Source organism: Pseudomonas sp. SORT22 (genome assembly GCF_018417635.1).
Lineage (GTDB): Bacteria > Pseudomonadota > Gammaproteobacteria > Pseudomonadales > Pseudomonadaceae > Aquipseudomonas.
The window spans coordinates 1207991-1230348 of sequence record NZ_CP071007.1 but is presented as its reverse complement, the minus strand read 5'-3'; the positions used below and the strand labels follow the sequence as shown (position 1 = coordinate 1230348).

Annotated in this window: 19 protein-coding genes; 14 read left to right on the top strand and 5 right to left on the bottom strand. The window is 63.9% G+C overall.

Annotated features, from left to right (window positions below):
• Positions 1 to 45 precede the first annotated feature (45 nt).
• Positions 46 to 933, bottom strand: a complete 888-nt coding sequence (locus JYG36_RS05850; protein ID WP_213603350.1) for an acyl-CoA dehydrogenase middle domain-containing protein — start codon at positions 931 to 933, stop codon at positions 46 to 48.
• Positions 934 to 1066: 133 nt separating this feature from the next.
• Here JYG36_RS05850 and olsB point away from each other — a divergent pair, with 133 nt between their 5' ends.
• Positions 1067 to 1822, top strand: a complete 756-nt coding sequence (gene olsB / locus JYG36_RS05845; RefSeq protein ID WP_093379894.1) for an L-ornithine N(alpha)-acyltransferase — start codon at positions 1067 to 1069, stop codon at positions 1820 to 1822.
• Positions 1822 to 2607, top strand: coding sequence for a lysophospholipid acyltransferase family protein (locus JYG36_RS05840; protein WP_093379890.1), 786 nt, complete (start codon positions 1822 to 1824; stop codon positions 2605 to 2607). The genes olsB and JYG36_RS05840 overlap by 1 nt, the downstream gene beginning before the upstream one ends.
• Here the strand turns inward: JYG36_RS05840 and JYG36_RS05835 are convergent.
• Positions 2604 to 3176 carry an acyl carrier protein phosphodiesterase gene (locus tag JYG36_RS05835; RefSeq protein WP_093379886.1) on the bottom strand — a complete coding sequence of 191 codons (573 nt, stop codon included), beginning with the start codon at positions 3174 to 3176 and terminating at the stop codon, positions 2604 to 2606. The two genes, JYG36_RS05840 and JYG36_RS05835, sit on opposite strands and share 4 nt — an antisense overlap.
• A gap of 154 nt (positions 3177 to 3330) precedes the next feature.
• Between JYG36_RS05835 and JYG36_RS05830 the strand changes: the two genes are divergently transcribed.
• Genes JYG36_RS05830 through JYG36_RS05820 form a run of 3 tightly spaced genes read left to right on the top strand, consistent with a single transcriptional unit; the run spans position 3331 to position 5883 of the window.
• The gene (locus tag JYG36_RS05830; protein WP_038998919.1) at positions 3331 to 3633 is read left to right on the top strand and encodes an ArsR/SmtB family transcription factor; all 303 of its coding nucleotides are present in this window, start codon (positions 3331 to 3333) and stop codon (positions 3631 to 3633) included.
• A gap of 13 nt (positions 3634 to 3646) precedes the next feature.
• Positions 3647 to 4816, top strand: a complete 1170-nt coding sequence (locus JYG36_RS05825) for an MFS transporter (protein WP_045197415.1) — start codon at positions 3647 to 3649, stop codon at positions 4814 to 4816.
• 17 nt (positions 4817 to 4833) lie between these two features.
• Entirely contained in the window at positions 4834 to 5883 is a 1050-nt protein-coding gene (locus JYG36_RS05820) for an alkene reductase (RefSeq protein WP_213603348.1), read from the top strand.
• Between the two features lie 21 nt (positions 5884 to 5904).
• On the opposite strand, the gene JYG36_RS05815 is transcribed toward JYG36_RS05820, so the two are convergent.
• The 3 genes from JYG36_RS05815 to JYG36_RS05805 all read right to left on the bottom strand — a co-directional run bounded on the left by JYG36_RS05815 (position 5905) and on the right by JYG36_RS05805 (position 8782).
• The gene (locus JYG36_RS05815; RefSeq protein ID WP_045197411.1) at positions 5905 to 6747 is read right to left on the bottom strand and encodes a hypothetical protein; all 843 of its coding nucleotides are present in this window, start codon (positions 6745 to 6747) and stop codon (positions 5905 to 5907) included.
• 87 nt (positions 6748 to 6834) lie between these two features.
• Complete coding sequence (locus JYG36_RS05810) at positions 6835 to 7839, bottom strand: NAD-dependent epimerase/dehydratase family protein (RefSeq protein ID WP_045197409.1); 1005 nt, start codon at positions 7837 to 7839, stop codon at positions 6835 to 6837.
• Positions 7840 to 7891: 52 nt separating this feature from the next.
• Positions 7892 to 8782, bottom strand: a complete 891-nt coding sequence (locus JYG36_RS05805) for a LysR family transcriptional regulator ArgP (protein WP_213603346.1) — start codon at positions 8780 to 8782, stop codon at positions 7892 to 7894.
• Between the two features lie 122 nt (positions 8783 to 8904).
• Here JYG36_RS05805 and JYG36_RS05800 point away from each other — a divergent pair, with 122 nt between their 5' ends.
• The 9 genes from JYG36_RS05800 to JYG36_RS05760 all read left to right on the top strand — a co-directional run bounded on the left by JYG36_RS05800 (position 8905) and on the right by JYG36_RS05760 (position 22336).
• On the top strand, positions 8905 to 9504 hold the full coding sequence (locus JYG36_RS05800) for a LysE/ArgO family amino acid transporter (RefSeq protein WP_093379874.1): 600 nt from the start codon (positions 8905 to 8907) through the stop codon (positions 9502 to 9504).
• 189 nt (positions 9505 to 9693) lie between these two features.
• Positions 9694 to 10290, top strand: coding sequence for a superoxide dismutase (locus JYG36_RS05795; RefSeq protein ID WP_045197403.1), 597 nt, complete (start codon positions 9694 to 9696; stop codon positions 10288 to 10290).
• A gap of 344 nt (positions 10291 to 10634) precedes the next feature.
• Positions 10635 to 12686, top strand: coding sequence for a putative bifunctional diguanylate cyclase/phosphodiesterase (locus tag JYG36_RS05790; RefSeq protein WP_045197401.1), 2052 nt, complete (start codon positions 10635 to 10637; stop codon positions 12684 to 12686).
• A gap of 149 nt (positions 12687 to 12835) precedes the next feature.
• Positions 12836 to 14173, top strand: coding sequence for an imelysin family protein (locus JYG36_RS05785; RefSeq protein ID WP_093387302.1), 1338 nt, complete (start codon positions 12836 to 12838; stop codon positions 14171 to 14173).
• Positions 14174 to 14393: 220 nt separating this feature from the next.
• Positions 14394 to 15821 (top strand): di-heme oxidoreductase family protein, encoded by a 1428-nt coding sequence (locus JYG36_RS05780; protein ID WP_045197399.1) that lies wholly within the window; start codon positions 14394 to 14396, stop codon positions 15819 to 15821.
• A gap of 15 nt (positions 15822 to 15836) precedes the next feature.
• Positions 15837 to 16901 carry an imelysin family protein gene (locus JYG36_RS05775; protein WP_045197396.1) on the top strand — a complete coding sequence of 355 codons (1065 nt, stop codon included), beginning with the start codon at positions 15837 to 15839 and terminating at the stop codon, positions 16899 to 16901.
• Between the two features lie 2 nt (positions 16902 to 16903).
• Positions 16904 to 18001, top strand: a complete 1098-nt coding sequence (locus JYG36_RS05770) for a DUF1513 domain-containing protein (RefSeq protein ID WP_045197394.1) — start codon at positions 16904 to 16906, stop codon at positions 17999 to 18001.
• A 125-nt stretch (positions 18002 to 18126) separates the two neighbouring features.
• The gene (locus tag JYG36_RS05765) at positions 18127 to 19275 is read left to right on the top strand and encodes an efflux RND transporter periplasmic adaptor subunit (RefSeq protein ID WP_093379863.1); all 1149 of its coding nucleotides are present in this window, start codon (positions 18127 to 18129) and stop codon (positions 19273 to 19275) included.
• A gap of 13 nt (positions 19276 to 19288) precedes the next feature.
• Complete coding sequence (locus JYG36_RS05760; protein ID WP_093379860.1) at positions 19289 to 22336, top strand: multidrug efflux RND transporter permease subunit; 3048 nt, start codon at positions 19289 to 19291, stop codon at positions 22334 to 22336.
• The last annotated feature ends 22 nt before the right edge of the window (positions 22337 to 22358 follow it).

Genomic DNA, 22358 nt, shown 5'->3' with positions numbered 1-22358 from the left:
CATGCCGCTTACTCAAGGCCAGGGTTTGCACAGCCTGCCAGCGTTTCATGACAGTCCGGCGGCAGCCCAGGCCTTGGCCAAACGCTTGGCCCGGGCGGCGCTGGCGATTTCCAGCAGGCCCTGGTCGCGCTGCCACAGGCTTGCCCATTCACCAGGGCTGGCCAGCAGCGCCTGGTTGATCTCCTCCTTCATGGCGTTGAACTGCGCGAACAGGCCGCCCAGCAATAAATGGCTGGCTGAAGCCTCCGCGCATTGGCGGGTGCTTTCGGCACAGGCGCCGAGCAAGCCGATCAGGCGCAGTTGCAGGTTTTGCGCCCAGCCCGATTCCTGGCCGACGCCATACAGCCAGGCGCACAGGGCACTGAGCACGTAGAGGTCTTCCAAGGAGCGGAAGGGTTTGACGTAGGCATCCCAACCATCGCCCGCCAGCCGTTCGCACAACGCCCCTTGCAGGTGCAGGCGGGCATGGCCGACCTCCGGCATCAATGGCAAGGCCGGCAGCGGTTCGAGGCGCACCCCGGGCTCGCCGGCATAAACCACCGCCAGGCTCAGCTCAGGCGCCTGCCCTTGTGGCTCGCAGCGCGCCGCCACCAGCAGCCATTCGGCATCCAGCCCGGCGGTGACGAAGTCCTTGCTGCCGCTCAGGCGCAGGCCATCCAGGCGCACCTGCATGTCGGCCGGACGCACGCTGCGCCGCTCGCTGGCGCACAGGGCGCCGAGGCTCGGCGGCGCGCTCGGCCACAGTACCCGCAGGGCCGCCTGGTAGCCAAGCAGAAACGCCAGGCCCGGGGTGGCCATGGCGCGTGCGCCGAGCACCGCCAGCTCGAACGGGCTGACCGTGCCCAGGCGTGCCAGCAAGGTGGAATAGGTATCGGCCAGCGTGGCCGCCTGGGGGTGTCGCTGTCGGTCGTTGAGTCGTTGCAGCCAGGCCATCGAAGCGCTCCTTGGGGGCTGTCATACAAGCATCACCAATTGTTCACGGGGGTGACACCGCATCTACCTAGGCTGACTTTGCACAACAAAGTCGACCGGCCGCAACCCCATGGCTGGCTTATGGAGACACGCAATGACTCGGATCGCTCGCTCTGGCGACAACAGCACTGAACGCCGTCTGCAAGCCGAACGCCTGGTCGGCCCGGCAGCCCTGCAGGAAGCCCAGGCCCTGAGGTTCAGCGTATTCAGCGGTGAATTCAAGGCCAAGCTCAAAGGCGCCGAACTGGGCCTGGACATGGATGACTACGACATTCATTGCCGCCACATCGGCGTGCGCGACTTGACCAGCGGGCGCCTGGTCGCCACCACCCGCCTGCTCGACCATCAGGCTGCCAGCAGCCTGGGGCGCTTCTACAGCGAAGAGGAATTCAGCCTGCACGGCCTCGGCCACCTGCAAGGGCCAATCCTCGAACTGGGGCGCACCTGCGTCGACCCGGCCTACCGCAACGGCGGCACCATCGCCGTGCTCTGGGCGGAACTCGCCGAAGTGCTCAACGAGGGCCGCTACAGCTACCTCATGGGTTGCGCCAGCATCCCCATGCAGGATGGCGGCGTGCAGGCCCATGCGATCATGCAACGCCTGCGCGAACGCTACCTGTGCACCGAGCACCTGCGCGCCGAACCGAAAAACCCGCTGCCAAGCCTGGCCCTGCCGGGTAACGTCATCGCCGAGATGCCGCCGCTGCTCAAGGCGTATATGCGCCTGGGGGCGAAGATCTGCGGCGAGCCGTGCTGGGACGAAGACTTCCAGGTCGCCGACGTGTTCATCCTGCTCAAGCGCGACGAGCTGTGCCCGCGCTATGCCCGGCACTTCAAGGCGGCGGTCTGATGCAGCGCCTGCGCGTCTATGGGCGCGTGGTCCGGGTGCTGCTGGTGGTGCTGTTCGGCCTGGCCATGGCCGCGCTGTTCACCCTCTACGAGCGCCTGCGCGTACCGGCCTCGACCGAGCGTCGGCAGCGCTGGTCGCAGCTGTTCATGGGCAGGCTGAGCAACGCCCTGCCGTTCAAGGTGCGGGTGGTGGGCCAGGTGCCGCAGCAACCGATGCTGTGGGTCAGCAACCATGTGTCCTGGACCGACATCCCGTTGCTGGGCATGCTTGCGCCGCTGTCGTTCCTGTCCAAGGCCGAAGTGCGCACCTGGCCGATTGCCGGCTGGCTGGCGCTCAAGGCCGGCACTCTATTTATCCGCCGCGGTGGTAACGACAGCCAGCTGCTGCGCCAGCAGATCAGCCAGCACCTGCAACAAGGCAGCGCATTGTTGATTTTCCCCGAAGGCACCACCACCGACGGGCGCAGCCTGCGCACCTTTCATGGGCGCCTGCTGGCCAGTGCCATCGATACACAAACCCCGTTGCAGCCGGTCGCCCTGCGCTACCTGCGCAACGGCCAGAGCGATGCGATCGCACCGTTTATCGGTAATGACGATTTGCTCTCGCACCTGTTCCGGCTGTTTGCCAATGATTGCGCCGAGGTCGAGATCCATCTGCTCGCGCCAATTGCCAGCGCCGGCGAAGAACGCGCCGCCCTGGCGTTCAAGGCGCAGCAGGTAATCCAGCAGGCATTGTTCGGCAGCGAACCGGTTGCCCAGCCACAACGCCGGGCCAGGGCCGCCTAGGTATTGGCCCTGGCAAAGCGCTGAAGCTCTGGGTAGAAATTGCGAAAGTCATTCAGCAATGGCTGGTACAGCGCCGTCACCTCCTCTATCGCACCGTCCATGCCTTCGGGCCGTGACAGGCGCCGGGCAATGCCGCGAAACACTTGTTCGAGCACCGCGAATTCGCGGTAAGACCCCAGCCAGTCATCGGCGGCCATGTACGGCGCGATTTGCGCCAGGCGCCCGGGCAAGGCCGGCTCGGCGGCGAGGACCTGGTAGACCCGGTCGGTGAACTGACCCAATGGCTGCTCAGCGTAGTCCTGCCAGTGCAAGGCCAGGCAGTGGTCGAAAAACACATCGAGGATGATCCCGGCATAACGCCGCCGCTGCCGCGGAAAACGCGCCAGCGCCGCCAGCACCAGTGGATGGCTGTCGGTGTAGACGTCGATCTGCCGGTGCAAACGAATCGCCGCTTCCAGCGACGGGGCAAAGCGCCCCTGCAACGGCCCTTTGACGAAATCGCCATAGAGGCTGCCGAGCAATTGCTCGGGCTGCTGACCGCCGAGGTGAAGGTGTGCGAGGTAGTTCATGGACTGGGATTCTAGCACCCCGGCATCTATATCGTTATAACCCGATATAGCGATTTACGCTGAGCTCAGAACCACATCATATTTGTATATCGCGAAATACCGATTTATATTTCGCCACATCGCGATATACCGCTACACAACCACGAGCCCAACCATGCCTCTCGATCTCGACGAAATAATAAAAGCCCTGGCCCACCCAGTACGGCGAGAAATCCTCAACTGGCTGAAGGACCCCGACGCGCAGTTCCCCGACCAGCACCACAGCACCGAACACGGTGTGTGTGCCGGGCAGATCGATCAACGCTGCGGCCTGTCGCAGTCGACCGTTTCTGCCCACCTGGCGACCCTGCAGCGCGCGGGCCTGATCAGCAGCCAGAAGATTGGCCAGTGGCATTTTTTCAAACGCAACGAGGAAACCATCCAGGCCTTCCTCCAGCAGATGAGCCAAGAGCTCTGACAAGGACCTTGCAATGCCCCTTTCGCTGATAATCCTGGCGCTTAGCGCCTTCGCCATCGGTACCACCGAGTTCGTCATCATGGGTCTGCTGCCCGACGTGGCGGCAGACCTGGGTGTGTCGATTCCCGGTGCCGGCTGGCTGGTCACCGGTTACGCCCTGGGCGTGGCCATCGGTGCGCCGTTCATGGCCCTGGCCACCTCGCGCCTGCCGCGTAAAGCGGCGCTGATTGCGCTGATGGGCGTGTTCATCGTCGGCAACCTGCTGTGTGCGGTGGCCAGCGACTACAACCTGCTGATGTTCGCCCGGGTGGTGACCGCCCTGTGCCACGGTGCCTTCTTCGGAATCGGCTCGGTGGTCGCGGCCAGCCTGGTGCCGGCCAACCGCCGCGCCTCGGCCGTGGCCCTGATGTTCACCGGCCTGACCCTGGCCAACGTCCTTGGCGTGCCGCTGGGCACCGCGCTGGGCCAGGAATACGGCTGGCGCTCGACTTTCTGGGCGGTAACCGTGATCGGCGTGATTGCCTTGATCGGCCTGATCCGCTTCCTGCCGTTTCGCCATGACGAAGAAAAACTCGACATGCGCGCCGAACTGGCTGCACTCAAAGGCGCCGGCATCTGGCTGTCGCTGTCGATGACCGTACTGTTCTCAGCCTCGATGTTCGCCTTGTTCACCTATGTCGCGCCGCTGCTTGGCGACGTCACCGGCGTTTCGCCACGGGGCGTGACCTGGACCCTGCTGCTGATCGGCGTCGGCCTGACCCTGGGCAATATCGTCGGCGGCAAGCTGGCCGACAAGCGCCTGGGCGCCACCCTGGTCGGCGTGTTCGCCAGCATGGCGGTGGTCTCCACCGTGCTGAGCTGGACCAGCGTCGCGCTGATTCCGGCCGAAATCACCCTGTTCCTCTGGGCCACCGCCGCCTTTGCCGCCGTACCTGCCCTGCAAGTCAACGTGGTGACCTTCGGCAAGGCCGCGCCGAACCTGGTCTCGACCCTGAACATCGGCGCCTTCAACCTGGGCAACGCCCTTGGCGCCTGGGTCGGCGGCACCGTCATCGCCCAGGGCCTGGGCCTGACCCGCGTGCCCCTGGCCGCCGCAGCGCTGGCGGTACTGGCGCTGATCGTCACCCTGATCACCTTCAGCCAGGGCGGCAAAAAAGCCGAACTGGCACCTGCCACTCACTGATAAGCCTTGAGGTATTTATGACGACGCTTTTTGATCCGATCACCCTCGGCGACCTCGTGCTGCCGAACCGCATCATCATGGCCCCACTGACCCGCTGCCGCGCCGATGAAGGCCGGGTGCCCAACGCACTGATGGCCGAGTACTACGTGCAGCGCGCCAGCGCCGGGCTGATTCTCAGCGAAGCGACCTCGGTGACGCCCATGGGCGTCGGCTACCCGGACACCCCGGGCATCTGGTCCAACGACCAGGTGCGCGGCTGGACCAACGTGACCAAGGCCGTGCATGGCGCCGGCGGGCGGATTTTCCTGCAGCTGTGGCACGTAGGGCGGATCTCTCACCCCAGCTACCTCAATGGTGAAACCCCGGTCGCGCCGAGCGCCATCCAGCCCAAAGGCCATGTCAGCCTGGTGCGTCCACTGGCCGATTACCCGACCCCGCGGGCACTGGAAGCCGCAGAAATCGCCGACATTGTCGAGGCTTACCGTACCGGCGCCGAGAATGCCAAGGCGGCCGGTTTCGATGGCGTTGAAGTGCACGCGGCCAACGGCTACCTGATCGACCAGTTCCTGCAGAGCAGCACCAACCAGCGCGATGACCAGTACGGCGGTTCGCTGAAGAACCGTGCTCGGCTGTTGCTGGAAGTGACTGACGCGGTGAGCGAAGTCTGGGGTGCGCAACGGGTGGGTGTACACCTGGCACCGCGCGCCGACTCCCATGACATGGGCGACGCCAACCGCGCCGAGACTTTCACTTATGTGGCGCGCGAACTGGGCAAGCGCGGCATCGCCTTCATCTGCTCGCGGGAGAAGGAAGCCGACGACAGCATCGGCGCACTGATCAAACAAGCCTTTGGCGGCCCGTATATCGTCAACGAGCGCTTCACCAAGGCCAGCGCCAACACAGCGCTGGCCAGCGGTAAAGCCGATGCGGTGGCCTTCGGCATTCCGTTCATTGCCAACCCGGACCTGCCGGCGCGGCTGGCGGCGGATGCGCCACTGAACGAAGCGCATCCGGAGACCTTCTATGGCAAGGGGCCAGTGGGTTACATCGATTATCCGCGGCTGTAGGTGCTGAACGCGATGAGGCCCTCAAGGCCGGGCGTTGATCTGCTGCTGCAGGTTCTGCACCTGGCTTTGCAGGGTATTGATATTGCGCGTCACCTGGCCACGAAACGCATCAAACTCCGCCGTCGAGGCACCGCTGCTGGCCGCCGGCGCCGGGCGGTTCTCCTGCTCGCTCTTGAGCACGATCAGGTCCTGCTCCAGGCGCTGAATCGCCGCTGAAGGGTTGCCCTGCTTCTTCAAGGCTGCCACATCAGCGTTCAGGCTCTTGAGCTCACCTTCAAGCTTGCCGCCATCCACCTGGGCCGTCTTCAATGCGGCCAGCTCCTCGTTCACACGCTTGAGCTGGGCCTGCAACTGCTCCTGCAATTTGGCATTGGCCGCTTGCTGTTCGCTGGCCTGCGCCAGCACTTGCTCCAGGCGTTTACCCAGGTCACCGGTCTGCCCGGCTACACCCTGCTGTTGCTTGCCCTGCTCGGTCAGGCTCGCCTGCAACTGCCTGATCTGCAGCTTCAGGGCTTCGCTGTCGGTGCTGACACTGCTCTCGCTGGCCGCCACCTTGCCGCTGATCGCCTGCAGGCGCCCCGCCGCTTCTTCACTGATGCGGGCAAAGCTCTCCTGGGTGGCAACCAGTTGCTGCTCCATCAGCGAAATCTGCTGAAAGCTCCACCAACCAAGGCCCGCCAGGGCAATGAACGAGGCGCCGAGCAACGCCCACAACGGGCCGCTGCTGGCCACCTTGGGCTGGGCATGCGCGGCCGCCGCACCGCCACGACGCACGCCGGCAACCGGGACAACATCATCGTCGTCACGGCTACCGGCACTCAAGGTCGGTACGTTATCGAAATCATCTGGGGCATTGTTACGCATGGGATCCCTTCAACCACGGTGATAGCAAATGGTCATTAGTATAAAGCCTGATCTGCGCACTGATCGACCGCAAAGCCGTGATCGGGTTCAGTGCTGGCCGGACGCAAGGTCCTGGGCTTTCCACCAGCCGCAGAACTCATCCAGTGCCGACCACAGGCTGACGCTGGGGCGGTAATCAAGAAACTGCCGGGCGCGGCTGATGTCGAGGGTGAAGTCCTTGCTCATCACCTGCATCCCCAAGCGTGACAGGGTCGGCTGCGGGCGGCCCGGCCAGAGCAGGCAGGCGCCTTCGTTCAAGGCTGCAAGGCTGTAGGCCAGGCCGTAGGAACGGTAGCGGGTGACTTGCGGCAGGTGCATTTGCCGCATCACATAATTGACCACATCCCACAGCGGCAAGGGATGACCGTTGCTGATGTTGTAGGCCTGGCCAAGCGCCGCGTTATCGGCGAGCAAGGCACTGATCAGCGCTTCGTTGAGGTTCTGCACGCTGGTGAAGTCGACCTTGTTCAGGCCATTGCCGATGATCGCCAGGCGCCGCTTGCGTTGCATCTGCAGCAAGCGCGGGAAGATGCTCACATCACCCGCGCCGGTGACAAAGCGCGGACGCAGGGCCAGCACTTCGAGGCCAAACTCCTGGGCGCCGAAGACCTTCTGTTCGGCCAGGTGCTTGGTGGCCCCGTAATGGTCATGAAAGCGCCGTGGCACCTGGTCTTCAGTAATGCCCAGCTGCGAGCGGCCATTGAAATAGATCGACGGCGAAGACAGGTGCACCAAGCGCCGTACATGCTCCTTCAGGCAAGCCTCGACAACGTTTTCAGTGACCACCACGTTGCCTTGGTAAAAGTCCTGGTAACGCCCCCAGTTGCCCACCGCACCGGCGCAATGCACCACCGCCTCGACGCCCTGGCACAGGCGTCGGGCCAGGTCCGGATCGCCAAGGTCACCCGGGATGAACTGCGCGCCGCGTCGCACCAGGTGCTCGACGCCTTCGGCGCGGCGGCCGTTGACCCGAACGTCAAAGCCCTGCTCCAGGGCAAAGCGCGCAAAGCGCCCGCCTATGAAGCCGCTCGCGCCGGTGACCAGAATTTGCATGTAGCACTCCGCCTAAAACAGGTTTTTCAGATACTGCTGACGCCGCCAATGCCTACAAGGGCACCAGCCACTGCCCGGCCGTCAGGCGCAGGTGATCCGTCAGTTGGCCGAGCAACTGCCCGCCATTGCGCCAATGATGCCAGTACAAGGGCACGTCGATGGGTTTATCCGCGGATATTTCTACCAGGCGCCCGCTGGCCAGCTGATCGCGCACCTGCAGTTCCGGCACCAGGCCCCAGCCCAGGCCCGCTTCGGTCATGCGCAAGAAGCCTTCGGATGACGGGCACAGGTGATGGAGGAAACCGTCCTGAATACCTAACGAGGCCAGGTAACGGTGCTGAAGAAAGTCATCCGGCCCGAACACCAGCGCCGGCGTGCGCGACAGCCGCGCGGCAGCGAAACCGGCTGGAAAGTAGCGCGCCATGAACGCCGGGCTGGCCAGCGCCCGGTAGCGCATGGCGCCGAGCAACAGGCTGCGCGCGCCGGCCACCGGCCGTTCGCTGCCGCACAGGCAGGCTGCTACTTCGCCGGCACGCATGCGCTTGAGGCCGACTTCCTGGTCTTCGACCACCAGGTCGAGCAACACCTGCTGACCGGCACAGAATTCGCCCACAGCGCCTGCCCACCAGGTCGCCAGGCTGTCGGCATTGAGGGCGATGCGCAGGCGCTCGGGCATGCCCTCTGCATCCAGCGCCGGCACCTGGCTCTGCAGATCACGCTCAAGCAGGCGCACCTGTTGCACATGGTTGAGCAGGCGCCGGCCGACATCGGTGGGGCTCGGCGGATTGGCGCGCACCAGCACCGGCTGGCCAACCCGCGCCTCGAGCAACTTGATGCGCTGGGAAATCGCCGACTGCGACAAGCCCAGCACCTGGGCGGCGCGCTCGAAACCGGCCTGTTCAATCACGGCGGCGAGGGCAGACAGCAGTTTGTAATCGAACATTATTTTTCCTAATGCCAGATCAGCTTTATTTGTTTTTCTTATACAGAGGAAATCCCCACAATGGCCAGCATCTTCTTTGTATTTGCGCCCGCGCCCTGCGGGTGTCTTGTGGAGTTCCCCTTATGTGGCAAAGCTACCTGAACGGCCTGTTGGTCGCCTTCGGCCTGATCATGGCGATCGGCACGCAAAACGCCTTTGTCCTGGCACAGAGCCTGCGCCGCGAACATCACCTGCCGGTGGCGGCGCTGTGCGTGGTCTGCGATGCCATCCTGGTGGCCGCGGGCGTGTTTGGCCTGGCCACGGTGCTGGCGCAAAACCCGACCCTGCTGGCGGTGGCGCGCTGGGGTGGCGCGGTGTTTCTGATCTGGTACGGCGGCAAGGCGTTGCTGCGCGCCTGCTCGCAACAAAGCCTGCAACAGGGCGAAGGCCAGGGCTTGCGTTCGCGTCGGGCGGTGCTGCTCAGCGCCCTGGCGGTAACCCTGCTCAACCCCCATGTGTACCTCGACACGGTATTGCTGATCGGCTCGCTGGGCGCCCAGCAGACCGTGCCCGGCGCTTACGTGGCCGGCGCCGCCAGCGCCTCGCTGCTGTGGTTTTTCACCCTCGCCCTGGGCGCCGCCTGGCTGGCCCCGTGGCTGGCGCGCCCAGGCACCTGGCGGCTGCTCGACCTGATGGTGGCGGTGATGATGTTTGCCGTGGCGGCGCAGCTGATCTTTACCTGAGGCGCCGCTCGTCCGGCACCGGCAAAGGCTCTGGAACCTCTTTCCCGTACACTTGTTGCGTGGTTATGCACCGGGCCCGGTGCTATGATCCAGCCCTTGCGTCGCAAAGAGTACAAACTCGCCGACGCACACCGGCCGCCCGTGATCGGCCTTGCGCTCACCGCAACAGACCTGATTAGGAGAATCACCATGGCTTTTGAATTGCCGCCGCTGCCTTACGCCCACGACGCCCTGCAGCCGCACATTTCCAAGGAAACCCTGGAATACCACCACGACAAGCACCACAACACCTATGTCGTGAACCTGAACAACCTGGTGCCAGGCACCGAGTTCGAAGGCAAGACCCTGGAAGAGATCGTCAAGACTTCCTCGGGCGGTATCTTCAACAACGCCGCTCAGGTCTGGAACCACACCTTCTACTGGAACTGCCTGGCGCCAAACGCCGGCGGCCAACCAACCGGCGCCCTGGCTGAAGCCATCAACGCCGCGTTCGGTTCGTTCGACAAGTTCAAGGAAGAGTTCACCAAGACTTCGGTCGGCACCTTCGGTTCCGGTTGGGGCTGGCTGGTGAAAAAATCCGACGGTTCCCTGGCCCTGGCCAGCACCATCGGCGCCGGCAACCCGCTGACCAACGGCGACACCCCGCTGCTGACCTGCGACGTCTGGGAACACGCCTACTACATCGACTACCGTAACGTGCGTCCGAAGTACGTCGAAGCGTTCTGGAACCTGGTCAACTGGAAGTTCGTCGCCGAGCAGTTCGAAGGCAAAACCTTCACTGCCTGAGCCGGCTGCTGAGCAATACCTTGCACAAGGTATTGAGCGCGCGAAAAGCCCACCCTAGCGGTGGGCTTTTTTATGCGCGTCTGCGCTGCAACATTTTTCATCCTATTCAGGCGCCGTGCATCTTGCCGCGCACGCAGAGCACGCTAACATCAAACGTTGGGAAACTCGTTGCCACGGATTAAAGTCGCGAGGCCGGGCAACCGATACAGTGACGGCAGGCAGCCAACCTGCTCCTGGTGCAAAATGCACCGTCAAGGAGCTGGAGAAGTCCTGTTGACGGCCGATAGTGGATTGCCAAGTTTGATGGCAAAATGATGCCATGCGCATGGATTAAGGAAACCCCATTGAAGCTGGAACTCAAGAACAGCTTATCGGTCAAGTTGCTCAGGGTAGTACTGCTCTCGGCGTTGGTCGTCGGTGTAGTTCTCAGTTGTGCGCAGATCGTCTTTGATGCCTACAAGACCCGCCAGGCCGTCGCCAATGACGCCCAACGGATCCTCGACATGTTCCGCGACCCTTCGACCCAGGCGGTGTACAGCCTGGACAAGGAAATGGGCATGCAGGTCATGGAGGGCTTGTTCCAGGACGAGTCCGTGCGCATGGCCTCCATCGGCCATCCCAACGAGACCATGCTGGCGGAAAAATCCCGCCCGCTGCAGGAGGTTTCCAGCCGCTGGCTGACCGACCTGATTCTCGGCCAGGAGCGCAACTTCACCACCCAGCTGGTCGGCCGTGGCCCCTATAGCGAATATTACGGCGACCTGAGCATCACCCTCGACACCGCCTCCTACGGCGAGGGCTTCCTGGTCAGTTCAGTGATCATCTTCATTTCCGGCGTGCTGCGCGCCCTGGCCATGGGCCTGGTGCTGTACCTGGTCTATCACTGGATGCTGACCAAGCCGCTGTCGAAGATCATCGAGCACCTCACCCAGATCAACCCCGACCGTCCCAGCCAGCACCAGTTGCCGCTGATCAAGGGCCACGAAAAGAACGAGCTGGGCCTGTGGGTCAATACCGCCAACCAGTTGCTGGCCTCGATCGAGCGCAATACCCACCTGCGCCATGAAGCCGAGAACAGCCTGTTGCGCATGGCCCAGTACGACTTTCTCACCGGCCTGCCGAACCGCCAGCAACTGCAGCAGCAACTGGACAAGATCCTCGTCGACGCCGGGCGCCTGCAACGCCGGGTGGCGGTACTGTGCGTGGGCCTTGACGACTTCAAGGGCATCAACGAGCAGTTCAGCTACCAGGCCGGCGACCAGTTGCTGCTGGCCCTGGCCGACCGCCTGCGCGCCCACAGTGGCCGCCTCGGTGCCCTGGCCCGCCTGGGCGGCGACCAGTTCGCCCTGGTCCAGGCCGATATCGAGCAGCCCTACGAAGCGGCGGAGCTGGCCCAGAGCATTCTCGATGACCTCGAAGCACCGTTCGCCCTCGACCATCAGGAAATCCGCCTGCGCGCGACCATCGGCATCACCCTGTTCCCCGAAGACGGCGACAGCACCGAGAAGCTGCTGCAAAAGGCCGAGCAGACCATGACCCTGGCCAAGGCCCGCTCGCGCAACCGCTACCAGTTCTACATCGCCAGTGTCGACAGCGAGATGCGCCGGCGCCGCGAGCTGGAAAAAGACCTGCGCGAAGCGCTGCCGCGCAACCAGCTGTTCCTGGTCTACCAGCCACAGATCAGCTACCGCGACCATCGCGTGGTCGGTGTCGAGGCGCTGCTGCGCTGGCAGCATCCGGAACTGGGCATGGTCCCGCCGGACCAGTTCATCCCCCTGGCCGAGCAGAACGGCAACATCATCAGCATCGGCGAATGGGTGCTCGACCAGGCTTGCCGGCAACTACGCGACTGGCACGATCAGGGCTTCAGCGAACTGCGCATGGCGGTCAACCTGTCGACCGTGCAACTGCACCACAACGAGTTGCCGCGAGTGGTCAACAACCTGCTGCAGATCTACCGCCTGCCGCCGCGCAGCCTGGAGCTGGAAGTCACCGAGACCGGCCTGATGGAAGACATCAGCACCGCTGCCCAGCACCTGCTGAGCCTGCGCCGATCCGGGGCGCTGATTGCCATTGACGACTTCGGCACCGGCTACTCGTCGCTCAGCTACCTGAAGTCGCTGCCGCTGGACAAGATCAAGATCGACAAGAGCTTCGTCCAGGACCTGCTCGATGACGACGACGATGCCACCATCGTCCGCGCCATCATCCAGCTGGGCAAGAGCCTGGGCATGCAAGTCATTGCCGAAGGGGTCGAGACGGCGGAACAGGAAGCCTACATCATCGCCCAGGGTTGCCATGAAGGTCAGGGCTACCACTACAGCAAACCCTTGCCGGCCCGGGAGCTGACTGCGTTCCTCAAACAGGCCCAGCGCAACCAGGTTTCGATTCTCTAACCCCTGTACGCATTGCTCGAAGCGGTCAACCCACGCATTTGAATATTTACGTGACTGCCCCTTTACACAAAATGCAAATCTTTCGCATTATGTTGCAGTTTTGCGTGCCTCCGGTACGCCTGTCCAACCTCTCGACGCAGGAATTCGCCATGATTCGTATGCCTCTGGCCACCGCCAGTCTGTTGGCCATTGCCATCTCTCTCGCCGGTTGCGGCGACAGCAAGGACAAGGACAAAGCCGCCGCACCGCAAGCCCCGGCCACCACCTCGGCTACCGCCCCTGCTGCCGCTGGCGCCGTCGACGAGGCAGCGGCCAAGGCCGTGGTCAAGCATTACGCCGACATGGTCCACGCCGTCTACAGCGACTCGCTGAGCACCGCCAAGACCCTGCAAACCGCGATCGACGCCTTCCTTGCCAAGCCCAGCGACGAAACCCTGAACGCTGCCAAAGCCGCCTGGGTCGCTGCCCGTGTGCCATACCTGCAGAGCGAAGTGTTCCGCTTCGGCAACACCATCATCGACGACTGGGAAGGCCAGGTGAATGCCTGGCCGCTGGACGAAGGCCTGATCGACTATGTCGACAAGAGCTACGAGCATGCTCTGGGCAACCCTGGCGCGACCGCCAACATCATCGCCAATACCCAGGTTCAGGTCGGCGAAGACAAGGTTGACGTCAAGGACATCACCCCGGAGAAGCTCGCCAGCCTGAACGAGCTGGGCGGCTCCGAAGCCAACGTTGCCACCGGTTACCACGCCATCGAATTCCTGCTCTGGGGCCAGGACCTCAACGGCACCGGCCCGGGCGCCGGCGCCCGTCCTGCCTCCGACTACCTGGAAGGCCAGGGCGCTACCGGCGGCCACAACGAGCGCCGCCGTGCCTACCTCAAAGCCGTGACCCAACTGCTGGTCAACGACCTCGAGGAAATGGTCGGCAACTGGGCACCGAACGTTGCCACCAACTACCGTGCCACCCTCGAAGCCGAGCCAGTGGCCGACGGCCTGCGCAAGATGCTGTTCGGCATGGGCAGCCTGTCGCTGGGCGAACTGGCTGGCGAGCGCATGAAGGTTTCCCTGGAAGCCAATTCGCCTGAAGACGAGCAGGACTGCTTCAGCGACAACACCCACAACTCGCACTTCTATGACGCCAAGGGCATCCGCAACGTCTACCTGGGCGAGTACACCCGCACCGACGGCACCAAGCTGAGCGGCCCGAGCCTGTCGTCGCTGGTGGCCAAGATCGACGCCGCCACCGACACCACCCTCAAGGCCGACCTGCAAGCAACCGAAGCCAAGATTCAGGTGATGGTCGACCATGCCGCCAAAGGCGAGCACTACGACCAGCTGATCGCGGCCGACAACGCTGCCGGCAACCAGATCGTGCGTGACGCCATCGCCGCCCTGGTCAAGCAGACCGGTGCGATCGAACAGGCCGCAAGCAAACTGGGCATCGCCAACCTGGCACCGGACACCGCTGATCACGAGTTCTGATTCAGCGGCGGCTTGATAGAGGCGACCTTCGGGTCGCCTTCTTTATGCGCATCATCGCGGGTCGAGCCCGCTCCCACAGGATTGGTGCAGGCAGGTCCACTGGAGGAGCCGGCTTGCCCCGCGATAGATTTCATCGAGCAAACGCAAATCCCTCTTATTCAATTACCCCGAGCCTGCTAAGCTTGCACGCCGGTTTTTTGCCCAAGCCCCAGGATTATTGATGTCCTCGTTGCTTCCCCGTCTCAGCCCCCTGCTTCTGGTCGCCGTTCTGGCCGGTTGCGACGACGCCCCGCGATTCACCCAGGCCGAGCCCGGTGAAGCGCTGGCCGGTGGCAAGGCGACGGTGAACAAGCGCGACCAGAACGCCTATTCCATGCCTTCGGCCAACCTGCCGCCGAGCCGGCGCCTGGACTTCAGTGTCGGCAACAGCTTTTTCCGCAGCCCCTGGGTGATTGCCCCGTCGACCACCACCGCCCGCGACGGCCTGGGCCCTCTGTTCAATACCAATGCCTGCCAGAACTGCCACATCAAGGACGGCCGCGGCCACCCGCCCGGGCCCAACGCCGCCAACGCGGTGTCGATGCTGGTGCGCCTGTCGATCCCCGATCAGCCGCAGTACGCCAAGGTTATCGAGCAACTGGGCATCGTCCCGGAGCCGGTGTATGGCGGTCAGTTGCAGGACATGGCGGTGCCGGGTGTCGCCCCCGAAGGCAAGGTGCGGGTCGAGTACGATACGCAACAGGTCACCTTCAAGGACGGCACCCAGGTCGAACTGCGCAAGCCGCGCCTGCAGATCACCCAGCTGGGCTACGGGCCGATGCACCCCGATACGCGCTTCTCGGCCCGGGTCGCCCCGCCGATGATCGGCCTGGGTCTGCTCGAGGCCATCCCCGAGGCGGCGCTGCTGGCTAATGCCGACCCCGACGACCGCAACGGCGATGGCATCCGCGGCCGCGCCAACCGGGTCTGGGACGATGCCCAGGGCAAGACCGTGGTCGGCCGCTTCGGCTGGAAGGCCGGGCAGCCGAACCTCAATCAGCAGAACGTCCATGCGTTTTCCGGTGACATGGGCCTGACCACCAGCCTGCGGCCAATGGACGACTGCACCCCGGCGCAGACCGACTGCCTCAACGCCGCCAACGGCAACGGTGCCAACGGCGAGCAGGAAGTCAGCGACAACATCCTGCGCCTGGTGCTGTTCTATACCCGCAACCTGGCAGTGCCGGTGCGCAAGGACGTCGATTCGCCCCAGGTGCTGGCCGGCAAGAACCTGTTCCACCAGGCCGGCTGCCAAGGCTGCCACACGCCACAGTTCACCACCGCCAGCGACGCCGCCGAGCCGGAGCTGGCCAACCAGCTGATCCGCCCCTACAGCGACCTGCTGCTGCATGACATGGGCCCGGGCCTGGCCGACAACCGCAGCGAGTTCGCCGCCAGCGGCCAGGACTGGCGCACCGCGCCGCTGTGGGGTATCGGCCTGAACGAGACCGTCAGCGGTCACACCCAGTTTCTTCACGATGGCCGCGCCCGCAACCTGCTCGAAGCTGTGCTCTGGCACGGTGGCGAAGCCGAAGCGGCCAAACAGTACGTCTTGAGCTTCAACGCCGGGCAACGCACCGCGTTGCTGGCTTTCCTGAATTCACTTTAAGCAAAGGAGCCGGGCATGTTCCGTCCCAAACTGTTGTTCACCAGCCTTGCCGCCCTCGCCCTCGGCGCCTGCTCGCCGCAAGACCCGCAAGCGGTGACCTCGGCGGCGATCGCCAAACAGGTAATCCTGCCGACCTACAGCCGCTGGGTCGAAGCCGACCGCCAGCTGGCCGTCAGCGCCCTGGCCTTCTGTGAAGGCAAGGCGGACCTGGCCACTGCCCGCGCCGATTTTCTCCATGCGCAAAAAGCCTGGGCCGAGTTGCAGCCCCTGTTGATCGGCCCGCTGGCCGAAGGCAACCGTGCCTGGCAGGTGCAGTTCTGGCCCGACAAGAAGAACCTGGTCGGCCGTCAGGTCGAGCAACTGGTCAACGGTGACAAGCCACTCGACGCCGAAACCCTGGGCAAATCCAGTGTCGTCGTGCGCGGCCTGTCGGCCTACGAGTACATCCTCTTCGATAGCAAGCCGGATGCCGCCAACGCCGAACAGAAAGCCCGCTACTGCCCGCTGCTGGTGGCCATCGGCGAGCACCAGAAGGCCCTGGCCGAGGAAATCCTCAAAGGCTGGAACAGCACCGACGGCATGCTCGCGCAGATGACCAAGTTCCCCAACCAGCGCTACGCCGATTCCCACGAGGCCATCGCCGACCTGCTGCGGGCCCAGGTTACCGCCCTGGATACCCTGAAGAAGAAACTCGGCGCGCCCATGGGCCGCCTGAGCAAGGGTATCCCGCAGCCGCTGCAGGCCGAGGCCTGGCGCAGCCACTCCTCGCTGAAAAGCCTGGAAGCCAGCCTCAATGCTGCCCAGACCGTCTGGGTCGGGGTCGACAACAAAGGCCTGCGCGGCCTGCTGGGCAAAGACCAGCAAGCCTTGGCGGACAAGATCGACGCCGCCTACGCCAACGCCTCCAAGCTGCTGGCCGGCAACCAGAAAACCCTCGGCGAGTTGCTCGACGACGAAGCCGGCCGCCAGCAGCTGAACACTATTTACGACAGCCTCAACGCCGTTCACCGCCTGCACGAAGGCGAGCTGGCCAAGGCGCTGGGCATCCAGCTGGGCTTCAACGCCAACGACGGTGACTGATCATGTTGCGACGCCAGGCTCTCAAACTCGGTAGCGTTGTGCTCAGCGCCCTCACCCTCGGCGGCTGGACCCTGTTTCGCAACAAGGCCGGCACGCCGCTGCTGCTCTCGGCGCGTGACGATGGCGACGGCAAGCACTACGCCGTCGGCTACCGCCTGGACGGCACCCAGGTGTTCGCCACCGAGGTGGGCCAGCGTTGCCATGACATCATCAACCATCCCGAACAGCCAATTGCCCTGTTCGTCGCCCGCCGCCCCGGCACCGAGAGCTACCTGATCGACCTGCGCGATGGCCGCTTGCTGCAGACCATCACCTCGCAGCCGAACCGGCATTTCTACGGCCATGCGGTGATCCACAAGAGCGGCGAATGGCTCTACGCCACCGAGAACGACACCACCGACCCTGGCCGTGGCGTACTCGGTGTCTACCGTTTCGACGGCGAGCGCCTGAGCCATGCTGGCGAAATCTCGACCCACGGCATCGGCCCGCACCAGGTGTCGTGGATGCCCGATGGCGAAACCCTGGTGGTGGCCAACGGCGGCATTCGCACCGAGGCCGAAAGCCGGGTGGAGATGAACCTCGATGCCATGCAGCCGAGCCTGGTGCTGATGCAGCGCGACGGCACACTGCTGAGCAAAGAAGTGCTCAGCCAGCAGATGAACAGCGTGCGCCATTTGGCGATTGCCGCCGACGGCACCATCGTCGCCGGCCAGCAGTTCATGGGCGCCAGCCACGAGACTGCCGAGCTGCTGGCGATCAAGCGCCCGGGCCAGGCCTTTGAAGCCTTCCCGGTGCCCGAGCAGCAATTGCAGTCCATGGCCCACTACACCGCCAGCGTCGCCATTCACAACGAGCTGCGCCTGGTGGCCCTGACCGCGCCACGGGCCAACCGGCTGTTTATCTGGGACCTGGACAGCGCTCAGGTACGCCTTGACGCACCGATGCCCGATTGCGCCGGTGTCGGCGCGGTGGCCGACGGTTTTGTCGTGACCTCAGGCCAAGGCCGTTGCCGCCTGTACGATTGCCGCAAGCCCGAACTGATCGGCCAGCCCCTGCAATTGCCGTCCGGGCTCTGGGACAACCACCTGCACCTGGCCTGAAAATAGCCGGGAACACAGGCTTCCCAGGCCCGGTCAACAGAGTAATATTCGGCTACATCGCACGTGGGCAGGATCGCCCGTCGTCGTGCCAAGCGAACAACAATTCGTCTCCAAGGAACTGGACTATGCTGCGCCGCCGCATGCTGATCATGTTGGGTGTTGTCTTGCTGCTCGTGCTGATCCTGGGGGGCTACAAGGCCTTTGCCATCTATCAGCAGATCCAGATGTTCTCGGCCCCCAAGCCGCCGATCAGCGTGGCGGCGACCGAGGCCAGCGAACGTGCCTGGCAGAACCGCCTGCCGGCCGTGGGCAGCCTCAAGGCGCTGCAAGGGGTCGACCTGAGCCTGGAGATCGCCGGCACGGTCAAGGCCCTGCAGTTCGAGTCCGGGCAGAAAGTCAGCAAGGGCCAGTTGTTGTTGCAACTGGACAGCGATGTCGAAACCGCATTGCTGGGGACCGCCCTCGCCGACCTGGGCCTGGCCCAGGTCGACTACAACCGCGGCAGCCAGCTGGTCGGCAGCCAGGCGATTTCCAAGGGTGAGTTCGATCGCTTGAGCGCCCAGTTCAAGCGCAACAAGGCAGTGGTCGATCAACTCAAGGCGGCGCTGGCAAAAAAGAGCATCAATGCGCCCTTCAGCGGCACCATCGGCATCCGCCAGGTGGACGTTGGCGACTACCTGGCCAGCGGCACGGTGATCGCCACCTTGCAAGACCTGAGCAGCCTCTACGTCGATTTCTTCGTCCCCGAGCAATCGATTCCCAAGCTGAGCATTGGCCAGCAAGTGCTGGTCAGCGTCGCCGCCTACCCGCAAGAGCACTTCCCCGGCAGCATCAGCGCGATCAACCCAAAGGTCGAGGACAGCACCCGCAACGTGCAGGTCCGCGCCACCCTGGCCAACCCCGACGGCAAGCTGCTGCCCGGCATGTTCACCAGCCTGCAGGTTTTGCTGCCCGACCCGCAGCCACAGGTGGTGGTGCCGGAAAGCGCGGTGACCTACACCCTGTATGGCAACTCGGTGTATGTCGCCACGGCGAAAAAGCCTGAAGACGGCAAAGTGCCAGACAACGCCGACGCCCAGCCAACCCTGATTGCCGAACGCCGCTTCGTCGAGACCGGCGAGCGCCGCGATGGCCTGGTGATCATCAGCAAGGGGCTCAAGGCCGGCGAAACGGTAGTCACCGCCGGCCAGTTGAAACTCACCCACGGCGCGCCGATCAGCATCAGCCCGGACAAAGCCCTGCAAGCCCCCGACAGCCCGCCGCGCAGCAACTGATCAAGGAACCGTCATGGCCTTTACCGATCCGTTCATCCGCCGCCCGGTGCTGGCCAGCGTGGTCAGCCTGCTGATCGTGCTGCTGGGCTTCCAGGCCTGGAGCAAGTTGCCGATCCGCCAATACCCGCAAATGGAAAACGCCCTGATCACGGTGACCACCGCCTACCCCGGGGCCAACGCCGAAACCATCCAGGGCTACATCACCCAGCCGCTGCAGCAAAGCCTGGCCAGCGCCGAAGGCATCGACTACATGACCTCGGTGAGCCGGCAGAACTTCTCGGTGATTTCGATCTATGCGCGCATCGGCTCGGACAGCGACCGGCTGTTCACCGAGTTGCTGGCCAAGGCCAACGAGGTCAAGAACAAGCTGCCCCAGGACGCCGAAGACCCGGTGCTGAGCAAGGAGGCCGCCGACGCCTCGGCGCTGATGTACGTAAGCTTCTACAGCAGCGAGTTGAGCAACCCGCAGATCACCGATTACCTGTCGCGGGTCATCCAGCCCAAGCTTGCGACCCTGCCGGGCATGGCCGAAGCCGAGATCCTCGGCAACCAGCTGTTCGCCATGCGCCTGTGGATCGACCCGGTAAAGCTTGCCGGCTACGGCCTGAGCGCCAACGACGTGACCCAGGCGGTGCGCGGCTACAACTTCCTTTCGGCGGCCGGCGAGCTCAAGGGCGAGTACATCGTCACCAGTATCAACGCCACCACCGAACTGAAGAGCGCCGAAGCCTTCGCCAATATCCCGCTCAAGACCAGTGGCGACAGCCGGGTGCTGCTCGGCGACGTGGCGCGGGTTGAAATGGGCGCCGAGAACTACGACACCGTGAGCTCCTTCGACGGCACGCCGTCGGTGTACATCGGCATCAAGGCCACCCCCGGGGCCAACCCGCTGGAAGTGATCAAGGAGGTGCGCAAGCTCATGCCCGAGCTTGAAAGCCAGCTACCGCCGAACCTGAAATCCTCGATCGCCTACGACGCCACGCTGTTCATCCAGGCCTCGATCGACGAAGTGGTCAAGACCCTGGTCGAAGCGGTGCTGATCGTCATCGTCGTGGTCTTCCTGTTCCTCGGCGCCTTGCGCTCGGTGCTGATCCCGGTCATTACCATCCCGCTGTCGATGATCGGCGTGCTGTTTTTCATGCAGTTGATGGGCTATTCGCTGAACTTGCTCACCTTGTTGGCCATGGTCCTGGCCATCGGCCTGGTGGTCGATGACGCTATCGTCGTGGTGGAAAACATCCACCGTCATATCGAAGAAGGTAAATCGCCCTACGACGCGGCCCTGGAAGGCGCTCGCGAAATTGCCATGCCGGTGGTGTCGATGACCATCACCCTGGCGGCGGTGTACGCCCCTATCGGCTTTCTGCAGGGGCTCACCGGCGCGCTGTTCAAGGAGTTCGCCCTGACCCTGGCCGGCGCCGTGGTGATTTCCGGGATCGTCGCCCTGACCCTGTCACCGATGATGTGCGCCCTGCTGTTGCGGCACGAGCAGAACCCCAGCGGCCTGGCCCACCGTCTGGATGTACTCTTCGAACGGCTCAAACTGCGCTACCAGAAAACCCTCCATGGCACCCTCAACACCCGGCCGGTGGTGCTGGTGTTCGCGCTGATCGTGCTGTGCCTGATTCCGGTGTTTCTGATGTTCACCAAGAACGAGCTGGCGCCCGATGAAGACCAGGGCATCATCTTCATGATGGCCACCGCCCCACAGCCAACCAACCTCGATTACCTGAACAGCTACACCGACGAGTTCATCAAGATCTTCAAGGACTTCCCCGAGTACTATTCGTCGTTCCAGATCAACGGCTTCAACGGCGTGCAATCGGGCATCGGCGGCTTTTTGCTCAAGCCGTGGAACGAACGCGAGCGCACCCAGATGCAGCTGCTGCCATTGGTACAGGCCAAGCTCGAAGGCATCAGCGGCCTGCAGATCTTCGGCTTCAACCTGCCCTCGCTACCGGGCACCGGTGAAGGCTTGCCGTTCGCCTTCGTGATCAACACCGCCAACGACTACGCCTCGTTGCTGGAGGTGGCCGAACGGGTCAAGGCGCGTGCCCAGGCGTCGGGCAAGTTCGCCTTCCTCGACATCGACCTGGCCTTCGACAAGCCCGAGGTGGTGGTCGATATCGACCGCGCCAAGGCGGCGCAGATGGGCGTGTCCATGGACGCCCTGGGCGGCACCCTGGCGACCCTGCTGGGCGAGGCGGAGATCAACCGCTTCACTATCGACGGGCGCAGCTACAAGGTCATTGCCCAGGTCGAGCGGCCCTACCGCGACAACCCCGACTGGCTGAACAACTACTACGTGAAGAACCAGCAGGGGCAGATGCTGGCGCTGTCGACCCTGATCAGCATCAGCGACCGCGCCCGCCCGCGTCAGCTCAACCAGTTCCAGCAACTGAACTCGGCGATCATCCAGGGCTTCCCGATGGTCAGCATGGGCGAGGCGCTGGATACCGTGCGCACGATTGCCCGTGAGGAAGCGCCGGAGGGCTACGGCTTTGACTATGGCGGCGCGGCGCGTCAGTTCGTTCAGGAAGGCAGCGCCCTGTGGGTAACCTTCGGCCTGGCGCTGGCGATCATCTTCCTGGTACTGGCGGCGCAATTCGAAAGCTTGCGCGACCCGCTGGTGATCCTGGTGACGGTGCCGCTGTCGATCTGCGGGGCGTTGATTCCCCTGTTCCTGGGGATCTCGAGCATGAACATCTATACCCAGGTGGGCCTGGTGACCCTGATCGGGCTGATCAGCAAGCACGGCATCCTGATCGTCGAGTTCGCCAACCAGTTGCGCCAGCAAAAAGGCCTGAGCGCCCGCGAAGCGGTGGAAGAAGCCGCAGCCATCCGCCTGCGCCCGGTGCTGATGACCACTGCGGCGATGGTATTTGGCATGGTGCCGCTGATCCTTGCCACCGGCGCCGGCGCGGTCAGCCGCTTCGACATCGGCACGGTGATCGCCACCGGCATGTCGGTGGGCACCTTGTTCACCCTGTTCGTGCTGCCGTGCATCTATACCTTGCTGGCCAAGGCCGATGCGCCGCAAGCCGCCACGCAAACGGTATGAAATGCAAAGGCCTCGTCGATGA

What these genes read in the sequence shown, in the direction of transcription:
- JYG36_RS05810 (WP_045197409.1), bottom strand. Translation starts at nt 7,839, where the DNA reads ATGCAAATTCTGGTCACCGGCGCGAGCGGCTTCATAGGCGGGCGCTTT.
- JYG36_RS05840 (WP_093379890.1), top strand. Translation starts at nt 1,822, where the DNA reads ATGCAGCGCCTGCGCGTCTATGGGCGCGTGGTCCGGGTGCTGCTGGTG.
- JYG36_RS05830 (WP_038998919.1), top strand. Translation starts at nt 3,331, where the DNA reads ATGCCTCTCGATCTCGACGAAATAATAAAAGCCCTGGCCCACCCAGTA.
- JYG36_RS05780 (WP_045197399.1), top strand. Translation starts at nt 14,394, where the DNA reads ATGTCCTCGTTGCTTCCCCGTCTCAGCCCCCTGCTTCTGGTCGCCGTT.
- JYG36_RS05825 (WP_045197415.1), top strand. Translation starts at nt 3,647, where the DNA reads ATGCCCCTTTCGCTGATAATCCTGGCGCTTAGCGCCTTCGCCATCGGT.
- JYG36_RS05765 (WP_093379863.1), top strand. Translation starts at nt 18,127, where the DNA reads ATGCTGCGCCGCCGCATGCTGATCATGTTGGGTGTTGTCTTGCTGCTC.
- JYG36_RS05835 (WP_093379886.1), bottom strand. Translation starts at nt 3,176, where the DNA reads ATGAACTACCTCGCACACCTTCACCTCGGCGGTCAGCAGCCCGAGCAA.
- JYG36_RS05815 (WP_045197411.1), bottom strand. Translation starts at nt 6,747, where the DNA reads ATGCGTAACAATGCCCCAGATGATTTCGATAACGTACCGACCTTGAGT.
- JYG36_RS05775 (WP_045197396.1), top strand. Translation starts at nt 15,837, where the DNA reads ATGTTCCGTCCCAAACTGTTGTTCACCAGCCTTGCCGCCCTCGCCCTC.
- olsB (WP_093379894.1), top strand. Translation starts at nt 1,067, where the DNA reads ATGACTCGGATCGCTCGCTCTGGCGACAACAGCACTGAACGCCGTCTG.
- JYG36_RS05850 (WP_213603350.1), bottom strand. Translation starts at nt 933, where the DNA reads ATGGCCTGGCTGCAACGACTCAACGACCGACAGCGACACCCCCAGGCG.
- JYG36_RS05805 (WP_213603346.1), bottom strand. Translation starts at nt 8,782, where the DNA reads ATGTTCGATTACAAACTGCTGTCTGCCCTCGCCGCCGTGATTGAACAG.
- JYG36_RS05820 (WP_213603348.1), top strand. Translation starts at nt 4,834, where the DNA reads ATGACGACGCTTTTTGATCCGATCACCCTCGGCGACCTCGTGCTGCCG.
- JYG36_RS05785 (WP_093387302.1), top strand. Translation starts at nt 12,836, where the DNA reads ATGATTCGTATGCCTCTGGCCACCGCCAGTCTGTTGGCCATTGCCATC.
- JYG36_RS05770 (WP_045197394.1), top strand. Translation starts at nt 16,904, where the DNA reads ATGTTGCGACGCCAGGCTCTCAAACTCGGTAGCGTTGTGCTCAGCGCC.
- JYG36_RS05795 (WP_045197403.1), top strand. Translation starts at nt 9,694, where the DNA reads ATGGCTTTTGAATTGCCGCCGCTGCCTTACGCCCACGACGCCCTGCAG.
- JYG36_RS05800 (WP_093379874.1), top strand. Translation starts at nt 8,905, where the DNA reads ATGTGGCAAAGCTACCTGAACGGCCTGTTGGTCGCCTTCGGCCTGATC.
- JYG36_RS05760 (WP_093379860.1), top strand. Translation starts at nt 19,289, where the DNA reads ATGGCCTTTACCGATCCGTTCATCCGCCGCCCGGTGCTGGCCAGCGTG.